This is a genomic window from Streptomyces sp. NBC_01351 (genome assembly GCF_036237315.1).
Lineage (GTDB): Bacteria > Actinomycetota > Actinomycetes > Streptomycetales > Streptomycetaceae > Streptomyces.
This window is the reverse complement of sequence record NZ_CP108356.1, coordinates 6,942,395-6,961,526: the sequence shown is the minus strand read 5'-3', so window position 1 is coordinate 6,961,526 and position 19,132 is coordinate 6,942,395. Positions and strand designations below refer to the sequence as shown.

At 71.1% G+C, this 19,132-nt stretch carries 17 protein-coding genes, 1 pseudogene and 1 riboswitch; of the genes and pseudogenes, 7 read left to right on the top strand and 11 right to left on the bottom strand.

The window, feature by feature from the left end:
• Window positions 1-15: 15 nt before the first annotated feature.
• The 7 genes from hisG to ribD all read right to left on the bottom strand — a co-directional run bounded on the left by hisG (window position 16) and on the right by ribD (window position 5,419).
• A complete protein-coding gene (gene hisG / locus OG625_RS32175; protein ID WP_329387994.1) occupies window positions 16-864 on the bottom strand; it encodes an ATP phosphoribosyltransferase in 849 nt (282 codons plus the stop codon).
• A gap of 56 nt (window positions 865-920) precedes the next feature.
• On the bottom strand, window positions 921-1,202 hold the full coding sequence (locus tag OG625_RS32170; RefSeq protein ID WP_329387992.1) for a phosphoribosyl-ATP diphosphatase: 282 nt from the start codon (window positions 1,200-1,202) through the stop codon (window positions 921-923).
• A 35-nt stretch (window positions 1,203-1,237) separates the two neighbouring features.
• The gene (gene ribH / locus OG625_RS32165) at window positions 1,238-1,723 is read right to left on the bottom strand and encodes a 6,7-dimethyl-8-ribityllumazine synthase (protein ID WP_007262951.1); all 486 of its coding nucleotides are present in this window, start codon (window positions 1,721-1,723) and stop codon (window positions 1,238-1,240) included.
• Window positions 1,724-1,787: 64 nt separating this feature from the next.
• A complete protein-coding gene (locus tag OG625_RS32160; RefSeq protein WP_329387990.1) occupies window positions 1,788-3,083 on the bottom strand; it encodes a bifunctional 3,4-dihydroxy-2-butanone-4-phosphate synthase/GTP cyclohydrolase II in 1,296 nt (431 codons plus the stop codon).
• Entirely contained in the window at window positions 3,080-3,733 is a 654-nt protein-coding gene (locus OG625_RS32155) for a nicotinamide mononucleotide transporter family protein (RefSeq protein WP_329387988.1), read from the bottom strand. Before OG625_RS32155 ends, OG625_RS32160 begins: the two co-directional genes overlap by 4 nt.
• The gene (locus OG625_RS32150) at window positions 3,730-4,335 is read right to left on the bottom strand and encodes a riboflavin synthase (RefSeq protein ID WP_329387986.1); all 606 of its coding nucleotides are present in this window, start codon (window positions 4,333-4,335) and stop codon (window positions 3,730-3,732) included. Before OG625_RS32150 ends, OG625_RS32155 begins: the two co-directional genes overlap by 4 nt.
• Window position 4,336: 1 nt before the next feature.
• The gene (ribD, locus tag OG625_RS32145; RefSeq protein ID WP_329391151.1) at window positions 4,337-5,419 is read right to left on the bottom strand and encodes a bifunctional diaminohydroxyphosphoribosylaminopyrimidine deaminase/5-amino-6-(5-phosphoribosylamino)uracil reductase RibD; all 1,083 of its coding nucleotides are present in this window, start codon (window positions 5,417-5,419) and stop codon (window positions 4,337-4,339) included.
• A gap of 215 nt (window positions 5,420-5,634) precedes the next feature.
• A riboswitch (FMN riboswitch) is annotated at window positions 5,635-5,765 on the bottom strand.
• 268 nt (window positions 5,766-6,033) lie between these two features.
• On the opposite strand from ribD, the gene OG625_RS32140 reads away from it, so the two are divergent.
• The 3 genes and pseudogenes from OG625_RS32140 to OG625_RS32130 all read left to right on the top strand — a co-directional run bounded on the left by OG625_RS32140 (window position 6,034) and on the right by OG625_RS32130 (window position 10,184).
• Complete coding sequence (locus tag OG625_RS32140; protein WP_329387984.1) at window positions 6,034-8,397, top strand: chitinase C-terminal domain-containing protein; 2,364 nt, start codon at window positions 6,034-6,036, stop codon at window positions 8,395-8,397.
• A 178-nt stretch (window positions 8,398-8,575) separates the two neighbouring features.
• Window positions 8,576-9,328, top strand: coding sequence for an SDR family oxidoreductase (locus OG625_RS32135; RefSeq protein WP_329387982.1), 753 nt, complete (start codon window positions 8,576-8,578; stop codon window positions 9,326-9,328).
• Between the two features lie 249 nt (window positions 9,329-9,577).
• Window positions 9,578-10,184, top strand: a pseudogene (locus OG625_RS32130) (GNAT family N-acetyltransferase).
• A 429-nt stretch (window positions 10,185-10,613) separates the two neighbouring features.
• Here the strand turns inward: OG625_RS32130 and OG625_RS32125 are convergent.
• Window positions 10,614-11,729, bottom strand: coding sequence for an ROK family transcriptional regulator (locus OG625_RS32125; protein ID WP_329391150.1), 1,116 nt, complete (start codon window positions 11,727-11,729; stop codon window positions 10,614-10,616).
• An 85-nt stretch (window positions 11,730-11,814) separates the two neighbouring features.
• On the opposite strand from OG625_RS32125, the gene OG625_RS32120 reads away from it, so the two are divergent.
• The 4 genes from OG625_RS32120 (at window position 11,815) to OG625_RS32105 (ending at window position 15,863) form a co-directional block, all read left to right on the top strand.
• Window positions 11,815-13,053: an MFS transporter gene (locus OG625_RS32120; protein WP_329387981.1), complete on the top strand. Its 1,239-nt coding sequence runs from the start codon at window positions 11,815-11,817 to the stop codon at window positions 13,051-13,053.
• Between the two features lie 88 nt (window positions 13,054-13,141).
• A complete protein-coding gene (locus tag OG625_RS32115) occupies window positions 13,142-14,536 on the top strand; it encodes a uracil-xanthine permease family protein (RefSeq protein ID WP_329387979.1) in 1,395 nt (464 codons plus the stop codon).
• Window positions 14,537-14,612: 76 nt separating this feature from the next.
• Window positions 14,613-15,272, top strand: coding sequence for a DUF5995 family protein (locus OG625_RS32110; protein WP_329387977.1), 660 nt, complete (start codon window positions 14,613-14,615; stop codon window positions 15,270-15,272).
• Window positions 15,273-15,281: 9 nt separating this feature from the next.
• Window positions 15,282-15,863, top strand: coding sequence for a hypothetical protein (locus OG625_RS32105; RefSeq protein WP_329387975.1), 582 nt, complete (start codon window positions 15,282-15,284; stop codon window positions 15,861-15,863).
• 61 nt (window positions 15,864-15,924) lie between these two features.
• Here OG625_RS32105 and OG625_RS32100 read toward each other — a convergent pair whose 3' ends face one another.
• The 3 genes from OG625_RS32100 to OG625_RS32090 form a co-directional block, all read right to left on the bottom strand.
• A complete protein-coding gene (locus OG625_RS32100) occupies window positions 15,925-17,622 on the bottom strand; it encodes a flavin monoamine oxidase family protein (RefSeq protein ID WP_329387973.1) in 1,698 nt (565 codons plus the stop codon).
• A 54-nt stretch (window positions 17,623-17,676) separates the two neighbouring features.
• A complete protein-coding gene (locus OG625_RS32095; RefSeq protein WP_329387971.1) occupies window positions 17,677-18,477 on the bottom strand; it encodes a carbon-nitrogen hydrolase family protein in 801 nt (266 codons plus the stop codon).
• Between the two features lie 153 nt (window positions 18,478-18,630).
• Window positions 18,631-18,984 carry a hypothetical protein gene (locus tag OG625_RS32090; RefSeq protein WP_329387970.1) on the bottom strand — a complete coding sequence of 118 codons (354 nt, stop codon included), beginning with the start codon at window positions 18,982-18,984 and terminating at the stop codon, window positions 18,631-18,633.
• Window positions 18,985-19,132 lie beyond the last annotated feature (148 nt).

The following is a 19,132-nucleotide window of genomic DNA, read 5'->3' as shown; positions in this document are numbered from 1 at the left end:
AAGTGGTGTGGCGGGTCAGAGCCGGCAGGCGTGGATCGAGGTGGTGAGGATCGCGCGCGCGCCGAGCTCGTACAGGTCGTCCATGATCCGCTGGGCTTCCTTGGCGGGAACCATGGCGCGGACGGCGACCCAGCCCTCGTTGTGCAGCGGGGAGACGGTCGGCGACTCCAGGCCCGGGGTGAGGGCGACCGCGCGTTCCAGGTGCTCGGCGCGGCAGTCGTAGTCCATCATCACGTAGCTGCGGGCGACCAGGACGCCCTGGAGGCGGCGCAGGAACTGCTGGGCCTGCGGGTCTTCGGGGTCGGTGCCGTTGCCGCGGATGACGACGGCCTCGGAGGTCATGATCGGCTCGCCGATGATCTCCAGGCCGGCGTTGCGCAGGCTGGTGCCCGTCTCGACGACGTCCGCGATGATCTGGGCGACGCCGAGCTGGATGGCGGTCTCGACCGCGCCGTCGAGGTGGACGACCGAGGCCTCGATGCCCTTGTCGGCGAGGTGCTTGGCCACGATTCCCTCGTACGAGGTGGCGATGGTCATCCCGTGGAAGTCCTCGGGGCCCTTCGCGGTGCCGGGCTTGGTGGCGTAGCGGAAGGTGGACCGGCCGAAGTTCAGCGGCAGGATCTCCTCGGCGCTGGCGCCGGAGTCGAGCAGCAGGTCACGGCCGGTGATGCCGATGTCGAGCTTGCCCGAGGAGACGTAGATCGCGATGTCCTTGGGGCGGAGGTAGAAGAACTCCACCCCGTTCTCGGGGTCGACGACCACGAGTTCCTTGGACTCCTTGCGCATCCGGTAGCCGGCCTCATGGAGCATCGCCGACGCCGGTCCGGAGAGTGAACCCTTGTTGGGGACGGCGATGCGCAGCATGGGGCTTCCTTTGGTGCGTGGGATACGTGATTGCGGGCGGGTGTTCGTGCCGGGGCTCAGAGGTGCGCGTAGACGTCGTCGAGGGAGATCCCGCGCGCCACCATCATCACCTGGACGTGGTAGAGCAGCTGGGAGATCTCCTCGGCGGCCGCTTCCTTGCTCTCGTATTCGGCGGCCATCCAGACCTCGGCGGCCTCCTCGACGACCTTCTTGCCGATGGCATGGACGCCCTTGTGGACGAGCTCGGCGGTGCGGGAGGTGCTGGGGTCGCCGTTGGCGGCCTTGAGCTGGAGCTCGGTGAAGAGCTCTTCGAAGCTCTTGGAGGGATTGTTCGCCATGATGGTCCTCAGAATACGGGGTAGCCCGTCGCCACTCAGCGCCAGGGTTCGCTGACGGTCCGCAGGGTCATGGCCGTGGAGACGGCGGCGGTGACCGCTTCGTGCCCCTTGTCCTCGTTCGACCCCTCGAGCCCGGCGCGGTCCAGCGCCTGCTCGTCGTTGTCGCAGGTCAGTACACCGAAGCCGACGGGGACTCCGGTGTCGATCGACACCTGTACCAGGCCCTGGGTGACGCCCTGGCAGACGTAGTCGAAGTGCGGGGTGCCGCCGCGGATGACCACTCCGAGGGCGACGATGGCATCGTAACCGCGACCGGCGAGTACCTTCGCCACGACGGGGAGCTCGAAGCTGCCCGGGACGCGCAGCAGGGTCGGCTCGTCGATGCCGAGCTCGTGCAGGGCCCGCAGGGCGCCGTCGACCAGTCCGTCCATGACCTTCTCGTGCCACTGGGCCGCGATCACCGCGACTCGGAGGTCTCCGCAGTTCTTCACGCTCAGTTCGGGTGCGCCCTTGCCGCTCACAGCTCTGCTCCTCGGTGGTTCGTGGGTGTAGGTGGGTGTGGTGCGTGTGGTGCGTGGGGTGGATCTACTGGTTGCCGCAGGTGGACGCGGGCACGACGGCCGGGTCCAGCCAGGGCAGGTCGTGGCCCATCCGGTCCCGCTTGGTGCGCAGGTACCGCAGATTGTGCTCGCCCGCCTCGACCGGCATCGACACCCGGCCCTTGACCGTGATGCCGTGCCGTTCGAGGGCGGCGGACTTCTCGGGGTTGTTGGTCAGCAGCCGGACGCTCCGCGCGCCCAGGTCGGCGAGGATCTGCGCGCCGGCCGCGTAGTCGCGGGCGTCGGCGGGCAGGCCCAGCTCCAGGTTGGCGTCGAGAGTGTCGCGGCCGCGCTCCTGGAGTTCGTACGCGCGCAGCTTGGACAGCAGTCCGATGCCGCGGCCCTCGTGGCCGCGCAGGTAGACGACGACCCCGCGGCCCTCGGCCTGGATGCGCTCCATGGAGGCGTGCAGCTGGGGGCCGCAGTCGCAGCGCTGGGAGGAGAAGATGTCGCCGGTCAGGCACTCGGAGTGCATGCGGACCAGGACGTCCTCGCCGTCGCCGATCTCACCGTGGACGAGGGCGACGTGCTCGACACCGTCGACGGTGGAGCGGTAGCCGTACGCGGTGAAGTCCCCGAAGGAGGTCGGCAGGCTGACCTCGGCCTCGCGGCGCACGGTCGGCTCGGCGGAGCTGCGGTAGGCGATCAGGTCCTCGATGGAGATGATCGTCAGGCCGTGCTTGCGGGCGAAGGGGATCAGCTCGGGCAGGCGCAGCATGACGCCGTCCTCGCCGGCGATCTCCACGATGGCGCCGGCCGGGCGCAGGCCCGCGAGGCGGGCGAGGTCGACGGCCGCCTCGGTGTGGCCGTTGCGGATCAGGACGCCGCCGGGCTTGGCGCGCAGCGGGAAGATGTGGCCGGGGCGGACGAACTCGCCGGGACCGGAGACGCCGTCGGCGAGGAGCCGCAGGGTGGTGGCGCGGTCGGCGGCCGAGATGCCGGTGGTGACTCCGTGGGCGGCGCTCGCGTCGACGGAGACGGTGAAGGCGGTCTTCATCGACTCGGTGTTGTTCTGGACCATCTGCGGGAGTTCGAGCCGCTCCAGCTCGTCGCCCTCCATGGGGGCGCAGATCAGGCCACGGCACTCGCTCATCATGAAGGCGATGATCTCGGGGGTGGCCTTCTCGGCGGCGATGACGAGGTCGCCCTCGTTCTCGCGGTCCTCGTCGTCGACGACGACGACGGGCCGGCCGGCCGCGATGTCGCGGATGGCCTGCTCGACGGGGTCGAGGCGGAAGGTCTCTTCGACCTCGATGTCGGGCACGGGCTTGAGGCTGGTCATGCCGTTGCTCCTTCCAGGGCCGGGGCGGGGGTGGTGCGCGAGCGCTGGTACCAGTCGTAGGCGCCCCACAACACGAGGGCGAAGTACACGACGTAGACGAGGCCGGAGAAGGCCAGTCCGTTGTTGAAGGCGAGGGGGACGCCGACCAGGTCGACGAGGAGCCAGGCGAACCAGAACTCGACGAGGCCGCGGGCCTGGGCGACCATCGCGACGATGGTGCCGACGAAGATGTAGGCGTCGGCCCACGGGCTCCACGACAGGTGCGGGAAGAGCGTGAACAGGCCGCCGACGGCGAGCGTGCCGAGGACCGCTCCGGCGAGGAGCAGTCCGCGCTCCTTCCAGGATGCGGTGCGCACGGCGATGGAGCCGTCCTGAGCCTGCTGCCTGCCGAGCTGCCAGGCGCGCCAACCCCAGGCGGCGACGCCGATGACCAGGAGCTGCTTGCCGACGCCGCCGGCCAGGTGGGCGGAGGCGTAGGCGGCGATGAGGATCAGGCCGGAGAGGAGCTGGGCGGGCCAGGTCCATATGGAGCGGCGCCAGCCGAGGGCGAGGGCGCCCAGGCCCATCAGGTTGCCGATCATGTCGGACCAGATGACCTTCTGGCCGAAGACCACGAAGGCCTCCGCGTTCAGCCAGGTCAGCGCGCTCACTTCCCCGCCTCCCGGTCCGCGCCCAGCAGCCGCTCGACGTACTTCGCGAGTACGTCGACCTCGAGGTTGACCGGGTCGCCGGGCTGCTTGATGCCCAGGGTGGTCAGCGCGAGGGTGGTGGGGATGAGGCTGATGGTGAACCAGTCGGCGGCCGCCTCGACCACGGTGAGGCTGACGCCGTCGACGGTGATGGAGCCCTTCTCGACGACGTAGCGCGAGAGGTCCGCCGGGAGGGCGACCTTGACGATCTCCCAGTGCTCCGAGGGCGTCCGCGAGACGATCTCGCCCGTTCCGTCCACGTGCCCCTGGACCAGGTGACCGCCCAGCCGTCCGCCGAGTGCCATCGGGCGCTCCAGGTTGACCCGGGAGCCCTTGGTCAGGGCGCCGAGGCTGGAGCGGTTCAGGGTCTCCTGCATGACGTCGGCGGTGAACTCGCCGTCGCCGGTCTCCACGACCGTCAGGCAGACGCCGTTGACGGCGATGGAGTCGCCGTGCTTGGCGTCCTCGGTGACGACGGGGCCGCGCAGGCGGAAGCGGGAGGCTTCGGCGAGCTCCTCGACGGCGACGACCTCGCCCAGTTCTTCGACGATTCCGGTGAACACTTCAGTGCTCCTTGAGGGCTGTGGGGGCGGAGGGGGCTGCCGTCGGGACGGCGGTGACGCGGATGTCCGTGCCGATGCGGACGGTTTCGGTGATCCGGAGCCGTAGCGCGTCGGTGATGGTGCCGATGCCGGCGTCGGCGAGGGCCGCGGGGCCCGCGCCGAGGAGGACCGGGGCGAGGTAGCCGACGACCTTGTCGACGGCCCCGGCGGCGACGAAGGCGCCGGCCAGGGTGGGGCCGCCTTCGAGGAGGACGGAGCGGATGCCGCGCCCGTACAGCTCGCGGAGCAGGGCGTCCACGGAGATCCCGTACTTGTCGTACGGGAGCCGGGCCAGTTCCACTCCGGCGAGGTGGCGGGTGTCGGCATCCTCGGCCACGACGACGAGCGTCGGCGCGGCCTCGTCCAGGACGCGGGCGGTGGGCCGGATGGTGGCGTGGGTGTCCAGGACGACGCGCAGGGGCTGGTCGGCCCCTTCGATGCCGCGGACCGCGAGGTGCGGGTCGTCGGCGCGCAGGGTGCCGGAGCCGACGACGACGGCGTCGGCCTCGGCGCGCAGCCGGTGGACGTCGGCGCGGGACTCGGCGGAGCTGATCCAGCGGCTGGTGCCGTCGGCGGCGGCGATGCGGCCGTCGAGGGTCGCGGCGTACTTCCACAGGATGTACGGGCGGCCCAGGCGTACGGAGGTCAGCCAGGCGGTGTTGCCCGCCTCGGCCTCCTCCGCGAGCAGCCCGGCCTCGGTGTCGACCCCGGCGGCGCGCAGGGTCGCGCCGCCTCCGCTGGCCTGCGGGTTCGGGTCGGAGACGGCGTAGACCACGCGGGTGATCCCGGCGGCGACGAGTGCCTGCGCGCAGGGTCCCGTACGGCCGGTGTGGTTGCAGGGTTCGAGGGTGACGTAGGCGGTGCCGCCGCGTGCCGCCTCGCCTGCCGCGTGCAGGGCGTGGACCTCGGCGTGCGGGCCGCCGGCCCGCTCGTGCCAGCCCTCGCCCACGATCCTGCCCGCGGCGTCGGTGATGACGCAGCCGACGACCGGGTTGGGGCTGGTGGAGCCGAGTCCACGGGCCGCGAGCTCGATGGCTCGGCGCATGGCACGGGTGCCCGTGTCGGGTGCTTCGTGCGCGGCGTGTGTCGCCACCGGGTCCTCCTGCCACATCGGGCACGGACTCCGGGGCCTGTCGGGATACGACAGATGAAGCGGTACAGCTCACGCGGGGACGCCGAGGCCGGAAAACGGTTCGATGGGGCACATCCGCAGGGATGTGCCGACGAACCGCCGACGGCGGCGTACCGGTGACTGGCCCGCCGCGCACTGCCTCCCATCCGGACTTTAACCGTCGGTCCAGGAATCTCACCTGGTCAACCGGCCGCTGGCTGCGGACGGGTCGCGGACTATAACCGCCGGTTCGGAATTACACCGACCCCGGAGTGCGCTGCTTACTGGTACTGGAGCCAGTCTGCCACGGGTGATCCGGGGCCATGCGAGTGATGGGGTGTGGCCTGGGTCACAGAGGGTGGTGCGAAGGTTACTCCATCAGGTAGGCGCGGGTTGGTCCAGACCTATTGACGGTTTGGTCTAGTCCTCTTAACGTTCCCCTCATCTTCACCCGGGAACAGCCCGTCAGATGTGCGCACGTCACGGGCCAACACGCAGTACCCGCATGCCTGTTGTGTCCTGCCATCCTCCCCTCCCCAGGAGGCACCATGCTGTCCCCCACACGTATGAGAGCGATGCTCCTGGCATCCGGCGCCGCAATCGCCGGACTGCTGGTCGCGGGCCTCTCGACCGGCGTCTCCCACGCCGCCGACAACGAGAGCTGTCGCCCTGACGGGCTGTACAAGACGGCCGGCGTCGACGTCCCCTACTGCTCGGTCTACGACTCCGAAGGCCGCGAGAAGATGGGCGCCGACCACCAGCGCCGCGTCATCGGCTACTTCACCGGCTGGCGCACGGGCAAGAACGGCGAGCCCGCCTACCTGGCCCACAACATCCCGTGGTCCAAGGTCACGCACCTGAACTACGCCTTCGCCCACGTGGGCGCCGACAACAAGCTGTCGGTCGGCGCGGACAACGCGAACAACGCCGCCACCGGCATGACCTGGCCGGGTGTCGCGGGCGCCGAGATGGACCCGGCGCTCCCTTACAAGGGCCACTTCAACCAGCTGACGAAATTCAAGAAGCAGTACCCGGACGTCAAGACGCTGATCTCGGTCGGCGGCTGGGCCGAGACCGGCGGCTACTTCGGCGACGACGGCAACCGCGTCGCGTCGGGCGGCTTCTACTCGATGGCCACCAACGCCGACGGCTCGGTCAACCAGGCCGGCATCGAGACCTTCGCGGACTCCTCCGTCGAGTTCATCCGCAAGTACGGGTTCAACGGCGTCGACATCGACTACGAGTACCCGACCACGATGAAGGACGCCGGCAACCCGCTGGACTGGCAGCTGTCCAACGCCCGCCGCGCGGGCCTGGTCAAGGGCTACGACGTCCTGATGAGGACGCTGCGCGAGAAGCTCGACCGCGCGGGCGCCGCCGACGGCAAGCACTACCTGCTCTCCGTCGCCGCCCCCTCCTCCGGCTACCTGCTGCGGGGCATGGAGACGTTCCAGATGCAGAAGTACCTGGACTACGTCAACATCATGTCCTACGACCTGCACGGCGCCTGGAACGAGTACGTCGGCCCGAACGCCTCGCTCTTCGACGACGGCAAGGACGGCGAACTGGCCGCCGCCGGCGTCTACTCCACCTCCCAGTACGGCGGCATCGGCTACCTCAACACCGACTGGGCGTACCACTACTTCCGCGGCTCCATGCCGGGCGGCCGCATCAACATCGGCCTGCCCTACTACACCCGCGGCTTCAAGAACGTACAGGGCGGCACCGACGGCCTGTGGGGCAAGGCCCCCGCGACCACCTGCCCGGCCGGCGCGGGCCTGACCAAGTGCGGTGACGGCGCGGTCGGCATCGACAACCTGTGGCACGACAAGGACACCAACGGGGTCGAGTCCCCGGCGGGCTCCAACCCGATGTGGCACGCCAAGAACCTGGAGAAGGGCGTCGTCGGCGACTACGTCACCAAGTACGGCTTCCCGGCGAACACCACGCTGACCGGCACCTACGCCCGCAAGTACGACTCCACGCTGGTGGCGCCGTGGCTGTGGAACGCGCAGAAGAAGGTCTTCCTCTCCACGGAGGACGAGCAGTCGGTGGCGGCCAAGGCCGACTACGTGGTGAACAAGGGCATCGGCGGCACGATGGTCTGGGAGCTCGCGGGCGACTACTCGTACAACGCGGCCAAGGGCCAGTACGAGATGGGCGACACGCTCACCGACACCATGTACCAGAAGTTCAAGGCGGCCTCCCCCTACGGGGCGAAGAAGGCGGGCGCCACCCTGCCCACCCAGGCCGTGGACATCAAGACGGAGTTCACCGAGTTCAAACTGGGCGACTCCAACTACCCGCTCACCCCGAAGCTCAAGATCACCAACAACACGAACGCCACACTGCCCGGCGGCACCGAGTTCCAGTTCGACTACGGCACTTCGGCCCCGAACAACGCCTCGGACCAGTCCGGCTTCGGCACGACGGTGATCAGCAGTGGCCACACCGGCAACAACATCGGCGGCCTCAAGGGCGACTTCCAGCGGGTCTCCCTGAAGCTCCCGGCCTGGCAGACGCTGGCCCCGGGCGCCTCGGTCGACCTGGCGTTCAACTACTACCTGCCGGTGTCCACGCCCTCCAACTGGACGGTGAACATCTCGGGCACCACCTACGCCCTCGCCGGGGACCTGGCACGCGGTACGACGCTGGTCCAGCCGGGCGGCACCACGACCCCGCCGACGACCACTCCCCCGACCACGACGCCTCCGACCACGACCCCGCCCACCACGACGCCTCCGACGGGCGGTGCCTGCACCAGCCCGGCGTACGTCGCGGGCACCGTGTACAACAGCGGCAACGTCGTCTCCCACAAGGGCCGCAACTGGAAGGCCCAGTGGTGGACGCAGAACGAAGAGCCCGGCACCACGGGTGAATGGGGCGTCTGGAAGGACCAGGGCGCCTGCTGACACCCCCTGCAGTGCGGTGTGAACATCCGTAGATCGTGAGGACCCGGTGGCCCGGCGGCCACCGGGTCCTCACTCGTTGAGCCGGGAGAAACCGGAATTCCTCCGGCGCCGGCTGTCACATTCCCGAGCGCCGTCCGGTCCAAGCTGTGTAACGACGTTTCCAGCGAAGGGCAGCCCCATGAGCACCATCCTCGTCACCGGAGGCACCGGAACCCTCGGCAGGCCGGTCGTCGCCCGGCTCCAGGAGGCGGACCACGAGGTCCGCGTCCTGAGCCGGCACGCGGACCGGTACCCGGTCGACCTGCGCAACGGCAACGGCCTGGACGCCGCCCTGGCGGGCGTGGAGGTCGTCGTGCACTGCGCCAGCTCGCCGCGCGGGGGCGACGACGTGGCCGCGGGACACCTGATCGAAGCGGCCCGCCGGGCGGGTACCGTCCGCAACCTCGTCTACATCTCGATCGTCGGCGTGGACGTGGTCCCCCTCGGCTACTACAAGGCCAAGCTGAAGGTGGAGCGGATGCTGGAGGCGTCCGGGCTGGGCGTGACGATCCTGCGCACGACCCAGTTCCACGACCTGGTGGCGCAGCTGGTGGAGACGGCGGCGAAGCTGCCGCTCGTCCCGCTGCCCCTGCCGAGCGGAGTACGGGTCCAGCCGATCGCGGTGGAGGAGGTGGCGGCCCGCCTGGCGGACCTGGCCGTCCCGACCCCCTCGGGCCGGGTCCCGGACATGGGCGGCCCGGAGATCCTCCCCCTGACCGACCTGGCCCGCACCTACCTCGCGGCCACGCGGCGTCGGCGGCGCATCATCCCGCTGCGGTTGGCGGGCAAGGCGTACGCGGGGTTCAGGCGGGGCGGCCACCTGGCACCGCCCCACGCGGTGGGACGCGGCACGTTCGCGGAGTTCGCGGCGGGGCGGGGGCGGGAGGGGTAGGGGTAGGGGGTGAGGGTGGGGGTGGGGGGCTTCGGGGTTGGCGGGACCTTCACTGGGCGGAATCGGAGAAGGTTTGGGGGTTTCCCGTCAGTCCCACTACGCGCTCCTCCACGACGGCGACTGCAGCAGTCTTGGGCTGGACATAAGCCGCGTCAGATCGCTACGCGCTTCTCGACAACGGCGACCGTCGGCCGGTCTGGGGCTGGTCTGCGGTTCTGACGCTCATCCGGGCTGATTAGGCTTCCGGCCATGACCAGCCGTGACGTCCCTGACCTCGTCATCCTCGATGCGAGGGAGCTCGCCCATAATGCCGGGTTCTGGGCCCAGTTCGTGGAGTCGGCCCATCGGATCCTGGCGGACTTGGTCCGCCAAGGCGCCGCACTCGGCTGGGTCGAACCGCCCTCACCTGAAGAGGTGTCGAAGCTCCGACCACGTCATCGCCGCAGCGCACGGCGGCGATGCATCCCTCCGTGCCGCATACGTCGACCGTCGACTGGTCGGGCTGGGGTATTGGTCGCGCTATGCGCGACCGACGCATCGCCCCCACGCCGACCTGGAGAAGGTCGCGGTGGACGCAACCGCCCATGGTCGCGGCGTCGGTCGGGCGCTGACAGACGCTTTGATCTCCGACGCCAGGCGGGCAGGAATCGAGGTTCTCACCCTGGATGCCCGTGGTGACAACGCCAACGCCCTGCACCTCTACCGTTCATTGGGCTTCGCCGAATACGGGCGCCTGCCGGACTTCGTCGCCGTCGGTGCCCGGCGTTACGACAAGGTCTTCTACATGTTGGACTTCCGCACAACGTCGCATCAGCCCGAGACGGCCGTCGGACGCCGAGCAAAGAGGAGCGCGTAGCGATTTGTGGCGGCTTATGTCCAGCCCAAGACCGTCGCAGACGCCGTCGTCGAGGAGCGCGTAGCGATTCGTGGCGCCTGTCGGGGGCTGGGGTGCTTGTGGTCGCTGTTTGGCGAGGGCCGGCCGCCTGCCCGGCCCGGAAGCCGGGGCTGACGGGCCCGGGCTGCGGCCCGGCCCCTACCGAAGCAGGGTCGGGCATCCCTGACCGCCCCGCCCCTGTCCTTTGTCCCCCGGCCCGTTCTTTTGGGGGTTTCCCGGCAGTCTTCGTTTTTCCGTGGCGGGACGGTCTGTCAAGGGTTGAGCGCAGCGAAATCGCGAAGCGACGCGACGAAGGAGCGCCCTTGACAGGCCGTCACGACACGGAAAAACGAAGACTGCCGGGAAACCCCCAAGCCCTCCCTGATGCCGCCCAGGAGCAGCCGCCGCCCTTCACCCCCCGAACAGCACCGCCTGGGCCGCCTCGCGGGCCGCCAGTCTGGCCCCCGCCAGGACCGCCGGGTCGCCCAGGGTCGTGGCTCGGACCTCCGTCGGGACCGGGGTCAGTGACGCCAGGCGGGCCGCGACCCGGGCCGCCAGGGCGGGGCCGCCCGCGCGGCCGAGTTCGCCGGCCAGGACCACGCAGCCCGGGTCCAGCAGCGCCGCGGCGGCCGCCGCGCCCAGGGCCAGGCGGTCGGCGAGGGCTTCGAGGAAGGCCTCCCCGGCGGCCCCCGCCGCCGCTTCCTCCGCCGGCCCCTCGAAGCCGTGTTCGCGCGCCAGCGCCACGACCGCGTCCCGGCCCACCAGGGCGTGGAAGCCGCCCGCGCAGTCGGTGGCCGACGGCAGCCCGCCGGTGCCCGGGACCGGGAGGAAGCCGATCTCCCCGGCCCCGCCCGAGGCGCCCCGGCGGAGCCGGCCGTCCAGGACCACTCCCGCGCCCACCCCCGCGCCGAGCCACAGCAGGACGAAGGAGTCCAGATCGCGGGCGGCGCCCAGGCGCTGCTCGGCGAGGGCCGCCAGGTTCGTTTCGTTCTCGACGACCACCACGGCCGGCAGGCTCCGCTGCAGGACCGCCACCAGCTCCCGGTGCCAGGCCGGCAGACCGGTGGTGTCGCGGAGTTCTCCGGTGGCGGGGGCGACCAGCCCGGGGGCGCCGATGACGACGGTGTGCAGTTCGTCGGCCCCTGCCTCGCGGGCGGTGCGCAGCAGGGCGGCCACCGCGTCCTCGGGGGCGCCCACCGGCAGGGCCGCCTCGGCGAGGGGCCTGCCGAGGAGGTCGGTGACGACGGCGGTGACGCTGTCGGTCCGTACGTCCAGGGCGGCCAGGTGCGCGCGGTGGGCCACGATCCCGTAGAGCTTGGCGTTGGGGCCGCGCCGCTGTTCGCCCGACTCCCCGACGACCTCGATCAGCCCGGCCTCGGTGAGCCGGTCGACGAGGTCGGCGACCGAGGGGCGGGAGAGTCCGGTCATGGCCTTGAGCTGGGTGGCCGTCAGCGGTCCGGAGTCCTGCAGGAGTTGCAGGGCCAGGCGGTCGTTGATGGCACGCGCCGTGCTCGGCGAGGCGGGCACCGGGGTGGGAGCAGGAGTCACGGCGCCCATCCTAGGCAGTCGAGGCACTTATCTATCAGGTAGGGTCCCTGATAGTTTATCGGGCATGACCGGGGAACCCGACCTCAGCCCGGCGCGCCTGCGCCATGCCCGCTTCGCCATCGCCGCCGTGTTCTGCGCCCACGGCGCCGTCACCGGCTCCTTCGCCACCCGTATCCCCTGGATCCAGGAGCACGCCCAGCTCAGCGCCGGCACCCTGGGGCTCGCCCTGGCCTTCCCGGCCCTGGGCGCGGCGCTCGCGATGCCGCTGGCCGGGCGGATCAACCACCGGTTCGGTGCCCGCAGCGCGCTGCGGGGGCTGCTGGCTCTGTGGACGCTCTCCCTCGTCCTGCCGAGCCTCGCCCCGAACCTGGTGACGCTGTGCTTCGCGCTCTTCGTCTACGGGGCCACCGCCGGCATGTCGGACGTGGCGATGAACGCGCTGGGCGTGGAGACCGAGAACCGGCTGAAGCGCTCGATCATGTCCTCGCTGCACGGCATGTGGAGCGTGGGCGCCCTGCTCGGCTCGGCCGCCGGTACGGTCGCCGCGCACACCGGCGCCGACGCCCGGCTGCACCACCTGATCGCCGCGCTCGCCCTCACCGTGGCCGGGCTGATCGCCGTACGAGGGGTGCTGGACCTGAAGGACCAGCCGAACGAGGAGGCGCCGCCGCATTTCGCGCTGCCGCCGAAGTCCGCGCTGTTCATCGGCGCCATCGGCTTCTGCGCGGTGTTCGCGGAGGGGGCGAGTCTGGACTGGTCGGCGGTGTACCTGCGGGACGTCCTGCACACGGACGCGGGGCTCGCGGCCGCCTCCACCACGGCGTTCGCGCTGACCATGGCCGTCGCCCGGCTCGCCGGGGACCGGGTGGTCGACCGGTTCGGTCCGGTGCGCACGGTGCGGACGGGTGGCGTGGTGGCCACCGCGGGCGGGCTGCTCGTGGTCGCGGTCCACCACCCCGCGGCGGCCCTGGCCGGCTTCGGGCTGATCGGGCTGGGCATCGCGGTGGTGGTCCCGCTGGCCTTCGCGGCGGCGGCGCGCAGCGGGCCGGCCCCGGCGCAGGCCATCGCCGGTGTCGCGACGATCACGTACACCTCCGGGCTGATCGCGCCGTCGGCGATCGGCGCGGTGGCCGACGCGACCTCGCTGGTGTGGTCCTTCGGGCTGGTCACCCTGCTGGCCTTCGCGTTGATCGCGGGGGCCGCGGTACTGCGCCAGGGGCCGCCGGTGGGGCACCCTGGGGCGACCCCCGCCGAGAAGGCCTCCCAGCCCAATCGGGACGAACCTGCCGGTATCCAGCCGTAGCATGTCGACTGGCCGCAGCGGCACTCCTCGCCCTGCGGCCTCGACGTGTGATCGGTCGGGTGCGACCGGCCGGAGAACGGAGTGGAACATGGGCCTCGGCGTGCGCTGGACCCTGCACGGTGACGGGCGGACCCCCGCCCCCGGCGCGGTGGTGCGGCCGGACGAGCGGCTGTCGTGGCCACGGACGGCCGGGCTGGGTGCCCAGCACGTCGTGGCGATGTTCGGGGCCAGTTTCGTCGCGCCGGTCCTGATGGGGCTGGATCCGAACCTGGCCATCATGATGTCCGGTGTCGCGACGGCGATCTTCCTCCTCGCGACCCGCGGCCGGGTGCCCTCCTACCTCGGCTGCTCGCTCTCCTTCGTCGGCGTGGCGGCGGCGATCCGGGCGGGCGGCGGCGACAGCGCGGTGGTCACCGGCGCCGTCTTCGTCGTCGGCGCGGCGCTGTTCCTGGCCGGTCTCGCCGTCCAGCGCTTCGGCGCCCGCATCATCCACGCGACGATGCCGCCGGTGGTGACGGGCGCCGTCGTGATGCTGATCGGCTTCAACCTGGCGCCGGTGACGGCTTCGACGTACTGGCCCCAGGACCAGTGGACGGCGCTGCTGACCATGCTGTTCACCGGGCTGGCCGTGGTCTGCCTGCGCGGCTTCTGGTCGCGGATCGCGATCTTCCTCGGGCTGCTGTTCGGGTACGGGATCTCCTGGGTCTTCGACCGGATCTTCGGCAAGATCCACTCCACGGTGGGCGGGCCGGAGGCCGTGGACCACTGGCGCCTGGACCTCTCGGGGGTCGGCAAGGCCGACTGGATCGGGCTGCCGTCCTTCCACGCCCCGGCCTTCGAGTGGTCGGCGATCCTGATCGCGCTGCCCGTGGTGATCGCGCTGATCGCCGAGAACGCCGGGCACATCAAGGCCGTCGGCGAGATGACGGGCGACCCGATCGACGACAAGCTCGGTACGGCCATCGCCGCCGACGGCGCCGCGTCCATGCTGTCCACCGCGGTCGGCGGCCCGCCGAACACCACGTACTCCGAGAACATCGGCGTCATGGCGGCCACCCGGGTCTACTCCACGGCGGCGTACTGGGCGGCGGCCGGCTTCGCGCTGCTCTTCGGGCTGTGCCCCAAGTTCGGGGCGATCGTCGCCGCGATCCCGGGCGGGGTCCTCGGCGGCATCACCGTGATCCTGTACGGCATGATCGGCCTGCTCGGCGCCCAGATCTGGATCAACGGCCGGGTGGACCTGCGCAATCCGCTGAACCTGGTGCCGGCCGCGGCGGGCATCATCATCGGCGTCGGCGGGGTCGAACTGCGCATCACCGACAGCTTCGAGCTCGGCGGCATCGCGCTGGGCACGATCGTGGTGATCACCGGCTATCACGCGCTGCGCTACTTCGCCCCCGCGCACCTGAAGGTCGAGGAGCCCCTCCTCGACGCGGGCACCTCCACGTACGACGACCAGGAGCCGCAGGACAAGCAGCGTTGACGCAGCTTCGCCCGAACCGGGGAAGCGTACGGCCAAGTTCCCCGGATCCGGGCCGCCGACTGCGAACCTGCCTCCCATGGAAGCGGTGCTGGCGCGGATGCGCGCCCTGGACGAGCGGCTCCCCGCGCAGGACGGTGTCGCCGTCTTCAACCGGGTGTACCTGACGGTGACGGAGACCCTGTACGAGCGGATCTCCCTCGGGGGTTTCCCCGCCCCGCGGAGGGCGGCCGTGCTGAGCACGCGCTTCGCGGAGCGGTACCTGGCGGCGGTGGAGGCCGAGCGGCCTCCGGCCTGCTGGCGGCCGCTGCTCCAGTACCGCCGCCACCCGGGGGTGCGTCCGCTGCAGCACGCGCTGGCCGGGATCAACGCGCACATCGGCCACGACCTGGCGCTGGCGGTGGTGTCCACCTGCCGCACCCTGGACTGCGAACCACGCGCCCTGGAGGCGGACTTCGACCGGGTCGGCGACACCCTGGTCGCGCTGGAGGAGCACATCCGCGAGGACCTGATGCCGGGTCCGGACCTGCTGGAGATCGCCGACCCGCTGACCCACTTACTCGGCTCGTGGAGCCTGGACCGCGCCCGCTCGGGGGCCTGGGCGGCGGCCCGCCTGCTGTGGACCCTGCGCCGCTCCCCCGAGCTGGCGGAGGAGTTCCGCGAGTCCCTGGACGCGGGCGTGGGCCTGGTCGGCCGCTGCCTGTTGACTCCCGTCGGGGCGGCCTCGGCGGTCCCGTAGGCTCCGAGGATGGGCAGCTTCACCACGCACCGCGCCCGGGCGCACGATCCCGGCCTTTCGCCTGTGCAGCGGTTCAATGCACTGTGCGCTTGCCTCGGGGAGTTCGCCCCGTACGGCTTCCATGCCACCTACCACCACCTGTGCCGCACCGCCGGCATCCCGCCCGAGCCGGATGAGGATCCGGCGGCGGTGCTGCGGGCGGTGGAGGAGCTGCACGCGGCGCGGGAGGTGTGGATGGCCGGCTTCCTGATGTGGAAAGGCGCCCGCCGTGCGCAGAAGGCCGCCGGTGTGCGCGTCCCGGATCCGCCGGAGCCGCGTCGGCGGCTCTGGTGCCCCGACCCCGAGTTCCACCCGGCCGAGCCGCTCCCGGTGGTGATGCGGCAGATCATGCGAGCCCCGGCCGGGGACCTGGCCAGGTGCCCGGTGTGCGTGGCGGGGCGCGGGACGAAGACCTGGCACGACGGGTTCACGGAGCACACGCTCTGCACAGGGTGCGGGGTGAGCCTCGCCGGTCGCGCCACCGAGCCCGCCCCCGGCGTGAAGGCCGCCCGGGCGGAACGGTGGCGCCTCGTCTGGCGGCGCCTGGCATGAGTGCGGGCCGCCCCCGCGTTCTTGCGCGTGGGCGGCCCGTGGTCACGGGGTCCCGGAGGGGTCAGTCCTCCGGCAGCTCGACCGGGGCGATCTCGTCGTAGACGTCGCCCGGGCCCGGGTTGGTGGAGTCGGTCGTGCCACCGAGGTGGTGCATGACGCCCCAGACGGCGTTGAGGGCGGTCTGGACCGCGCCCTCAGCCCAGCCGGCCGTCCAGGAGATGTCGTCGCCCGCGAGGAAGATGCCGCGCTTGTCCTCGGGGAGGCGGTCCTGCATGAAGTGGGTGAACAGGCGCCGCTGGTAGCGGTAGTGGCCCGGCAGGTTGGCCTTGAACGCGCCCATGAAGTAGGGCTCGTTCTCCCAGGACACGGTCACCGGGTTGCCGATGACGTGGCGGCGGATGTCGACCTTCGGGTAGATCTCGCCGAGGGACTTCAGCATGACCTCCATCCGCTCGTTCGCGGACAGCGGCAGCCACTTCAGGCTGTCGTCGCACCACGTGTACGAGAGGCAGATGACGGCGGGCTTGTCCGGGCCGTTGTCCAGCAGGTAGGTGCCGCGGGTCATCCGGTCGGTCAGCGTCATCGACATGACGTCGCGGCCCGTCTCCTCGTCCTTGTCGAGCCAGAACGGCCGGTCGACGGGGATGAAGAGCTTGCTGGACTCCATGTAGTGGGTGCGCTCGATCGCCGTCCAGTGGTCGATCGGGAAGAGCGTGTCGTCGCACGCGATCTTCGACAGGAGCATCCACGACTGCGCGGTGAAGATCGCGGCGCGGTAGGTGCGGATGTCACCCGACGCGTCGGTGACCGTGATGCGGTTGCCGGCCGTGCGGTGCAGGCGGGTGACCGCCGGGCGCGGGGTGCCGTCGTGCAGGGTGGACAGGGAGGTGCCCTTGGCCCAGTGGACGATCTTCTCGGGCTCGCGCTCCCACAGGCGCAGCGGGAGCTGCTGCGAGCCGCCCACGATGCCGCGGTGGTGGTCGTCGGCCTCGGTGTAGACGACGCGCAGGATCTCCAGGATGGAGTTCGGGAAGTCGGTGTCCCAGCCGCCCGTGCCGAAGCCGACCTGGCCGAAGATCTCGCGCTTGCGGAAGGACTTGAAGGCGTCCGACTTGCAGAGGAAGCCGTAGAAGGTCTCGTCGTCGAGCTTCTCGACGAGCTTCGCCCAGATCTCGCGGATGCGCGGGACGTCCCGCTCGCGCATCGCGGTGTTCATGTCGGAGAAGTCGGCGCCCTCGTCGAGGCAGGCGTTCCACGCGTCGGCGACGTCGCGGTAGACCTGCGGGAGGTCGGCGATGGTCTCGGCGTAGTGGGTCTCGCCCTTGAGGTCCACGACCGTCGAGGGGGTGGCCTCGGCGAGCGGGTTCGGGAAGGGCTCGGTGACCAGGCCGACGAGGTCGATGTAGTGCTGCAGGGCGGTGGAGGACGGCGGGAAGCGCATGGCGCCCATCTCAGCGGTCAGCTCCTCGGTGCCCGCGCCCTCGAAGCCGACGGTGCGCAGCCGCCCGCCGATCTGGTCGGCTTCGTAGACGACGGGCTTGAGGCCCATCTTCATCAGCTCGTAGGCGGAGATGATCCCCGACAGTCCGCCGCCGATGACGGCGACCTCGGTGCCGTGCTCGGTCGCCGGTATCTGCCCCAGGCCGGCCGGGTGGGCGAGGAAGTCGTCGTACGCGTACGGGAAGTCCGGGCCGAACATGGTGATCGGCGGCTGTCCGTCGCTGTGCGGGACGGCGGTGGTGGGCACCGTGGACGTCATGGGGTACGACTCCTTGCGGGGGTGTGGCAGGGGGGAGGGCGGCGCGGGCGGGGCTCAGACGAGGGAGGCGTAGAGCCCGGGGCGGCGGTCGCGCAGGTACGGGTTGGTCTCGCGCGAGGCGCTCAGCAGCTCGGGGTCGACCTCGCCGAACACCAGCTCCTCGCCGCGGCCGGCCCGGGTCCGGGTGACCCCGTCGGGGCTCGCCAGGCAGCTGAGGCCGACGAACTCGAACTCGCCTTCCGGGCCGGTGCGGTTGACGTACGCGATGTACATCTGGTTCTCGAAGGCCCGTACGGGAACGAGCTGTTCGGCGACGAACTGGAACGGGTGCATCTGCGCGGTCGGCACCAGGAGGAGGTCGGTGCCGGCGAGCGCGTGCGCCCGGACGTTCTCGGGGAACTCCACGTCGTAGCAGATCATGATGCCGACGCGCAGGCCGCCGAGGTCGGCCTGGACGACGGGGACGTCACCGGGGGTGAAGGCTTCCTGCTCGAAGCAGCCGAAGAGGTGGGTCTTGCGGTAGTTCGCGAGCGGGGCGCCATCGGGGCCGATGAGCTGCGCGGCGTTGTACACGGTCTCGCCGTCCCGCTCCGGGTAGCCGTACAGGACGGCGATCCCGTGGCGGCGGGCGATCCCGCCGATGGCGTGTGCGGATTCGCCGTCGGCCGGTTCGGCGAGGCCGGCGATGTCCTCAGCGTCCAGGGCGTAGCCGGTGAGGAACATCTCCGAGGTCACGAGGAGCCCGGCCCCGCTCTGTGCGGCGCGCGCCGCGGCCTCGTCGAGCGCCTTGAGGTTCTCGGCGGTGTCGCCGAGCCGTCCGGAGCTCTGGAGGAGGGCGGTGCGCAGCGGGGCCATGGCTTACCTCTGTGACAGGAGGGGTGGGGGTCGTAAAACGGTACGTTCGGACGTTCGACCCGGACAAGCCGTGACCGTTGCGCTCCGCGCATCGATTCGTTGCGCGTTCCACCCCTTGAGCGGTGATTCGTTGCGCGGAGGCCGCGGAGACCCTCAGGAAGCCAGCAGGCGGAGATCATCGAGGATGTCGGGGGCGTGGTCGGAGACCACCCGGCCGCTCCAGGTGTCGACGAGGGCGGGGACGGTCAGGTCGCCGTCGAAGTGGTGTCCGGCCGCCTCGTACGCCAGGCGCAGCTCGGTGTACCCGGGTCCGGCGGTGTCCGCGCCGAGGACGGTGGCGGCGACGGAGTCCCCGATGCCCAGCAGGGCGAGGGCCCGCGTCACCTGCTCGGAGCGGGGACAGTCGGTGGAGAGGTGGTAGCGGTGCGGGACGGGGGAGAAGCCGGTCCCGATGCGGCCGCGGAGGGCGGGGGCCGGGCCGGTGCGGGGCAGGACGGTGTGCGACATGACTCTCCTGGGGCGGGCGCGCGGAAGTGGCCTGAGCAGGGCGGTGTTCCGGGCGGCGCGGTGCGCACGGTCCCGGTCACCGGTGTCCGTCTGGAGGGCTCAGCCCCGCGGGCCGAATGCGCTGCACACCCGCAGCAGGTCGATGTGC

Excerpts from the sequence above, each read along its gene's own strand:
- hisG (WP_329387994.1), bottom strand. The coding sequence starts at position 864 with ATGCTGCGCATCGCCGTCCCCAACAAGGGTTCACTCTCCGGACCGGCG.
- OG625_RS32170 (WP_329387992.1), bottom strand. The coding sequence starts at position 1,202 with ATGGCGAACAATCCCTCCAAGAGCTTCGAAGAGCTCTTCACCGAGCTC.
- OG625_RS32160 (WP_329387990.1), bottom strand. The coding sequence starts at position 3,083 with ATGACCAGCCTCAAGCCCGTGCCCGACATCGAGGTCGAAGAGACCTTC.
- ribD (WP_329391151.1), bottom strand. The coding sequence starts at position 5,419 with ATGCGCCGAGCCATCGAGCTCGCGGCCCGTGGACTCGGCTCCACCAGC.
- OG625_RS32140 (WP_329387984.1), top strand. The coding sequence starts at position 6,034 with ATGCTGTCCCCCACACGTATGAGAGCGATGCTCCTGGCATCCGGCGCC.
- OG625_RS32135 (WP_329387982.1), top strand. The coding sequence starts at position 8,576 with ATGAGCACCATCCTCGTCACCGGAGGCACCGGAACCCTCGGCAGGCCG.
- OG625_RS32120 (WP_329387981.1), top strand. The coding sequence starts at position 11,815 with ATGACCGGGGAACCCGACCTCAGCCCGGCGCGCCTGCGCCATGCCCGC.
- OG625_RS32115 (WP_329387979.1), top strand. The coding sequence starts at position 13,142 with ATGGGCCTCGGCGTGCGCTGGACCCTGCACGGTGACGGGCGGACCCCC.
- OG625_RS32110 (WP_329387977.1), top strand. The coding sequence starts at position 14,613 with ATGGAAGCGGTGCTGGCGCGGATGCGCGCCCTGGACGAGCGGCTCCCC.
- OG625_RS32105 (WP_329387975.1), top strand. The coding sequence starts at position 15,282 with ATGGGCAGCTTCACCACGCACCGCGCCCGGGCGCACGATCCCGGCCTT.
- OG625_RS32100 (WP_329387973.1), bottom strand. The coding sequence starts at position 17,622 with ATGACGTCCACGGTGCCCACCACCGCCGTCCCGCACAGCGACGGACAG.
- OG625_RS32095 (WP_329387971.1), bottom strand. The coding sequence starts at position 18,477 with ATGGCCCCGCTGCGCACCGCCCTCCTCCAGAGCTCCGGACGGCTCGGC.
- OG625_RS32090 (WP_329387970.1), bottom strand. The coding sequence starts at position 18,984 with ATGTCGCACACCGTCCTGCCCCGCACCGGCCCGGCCCCCGCCCTCCGC.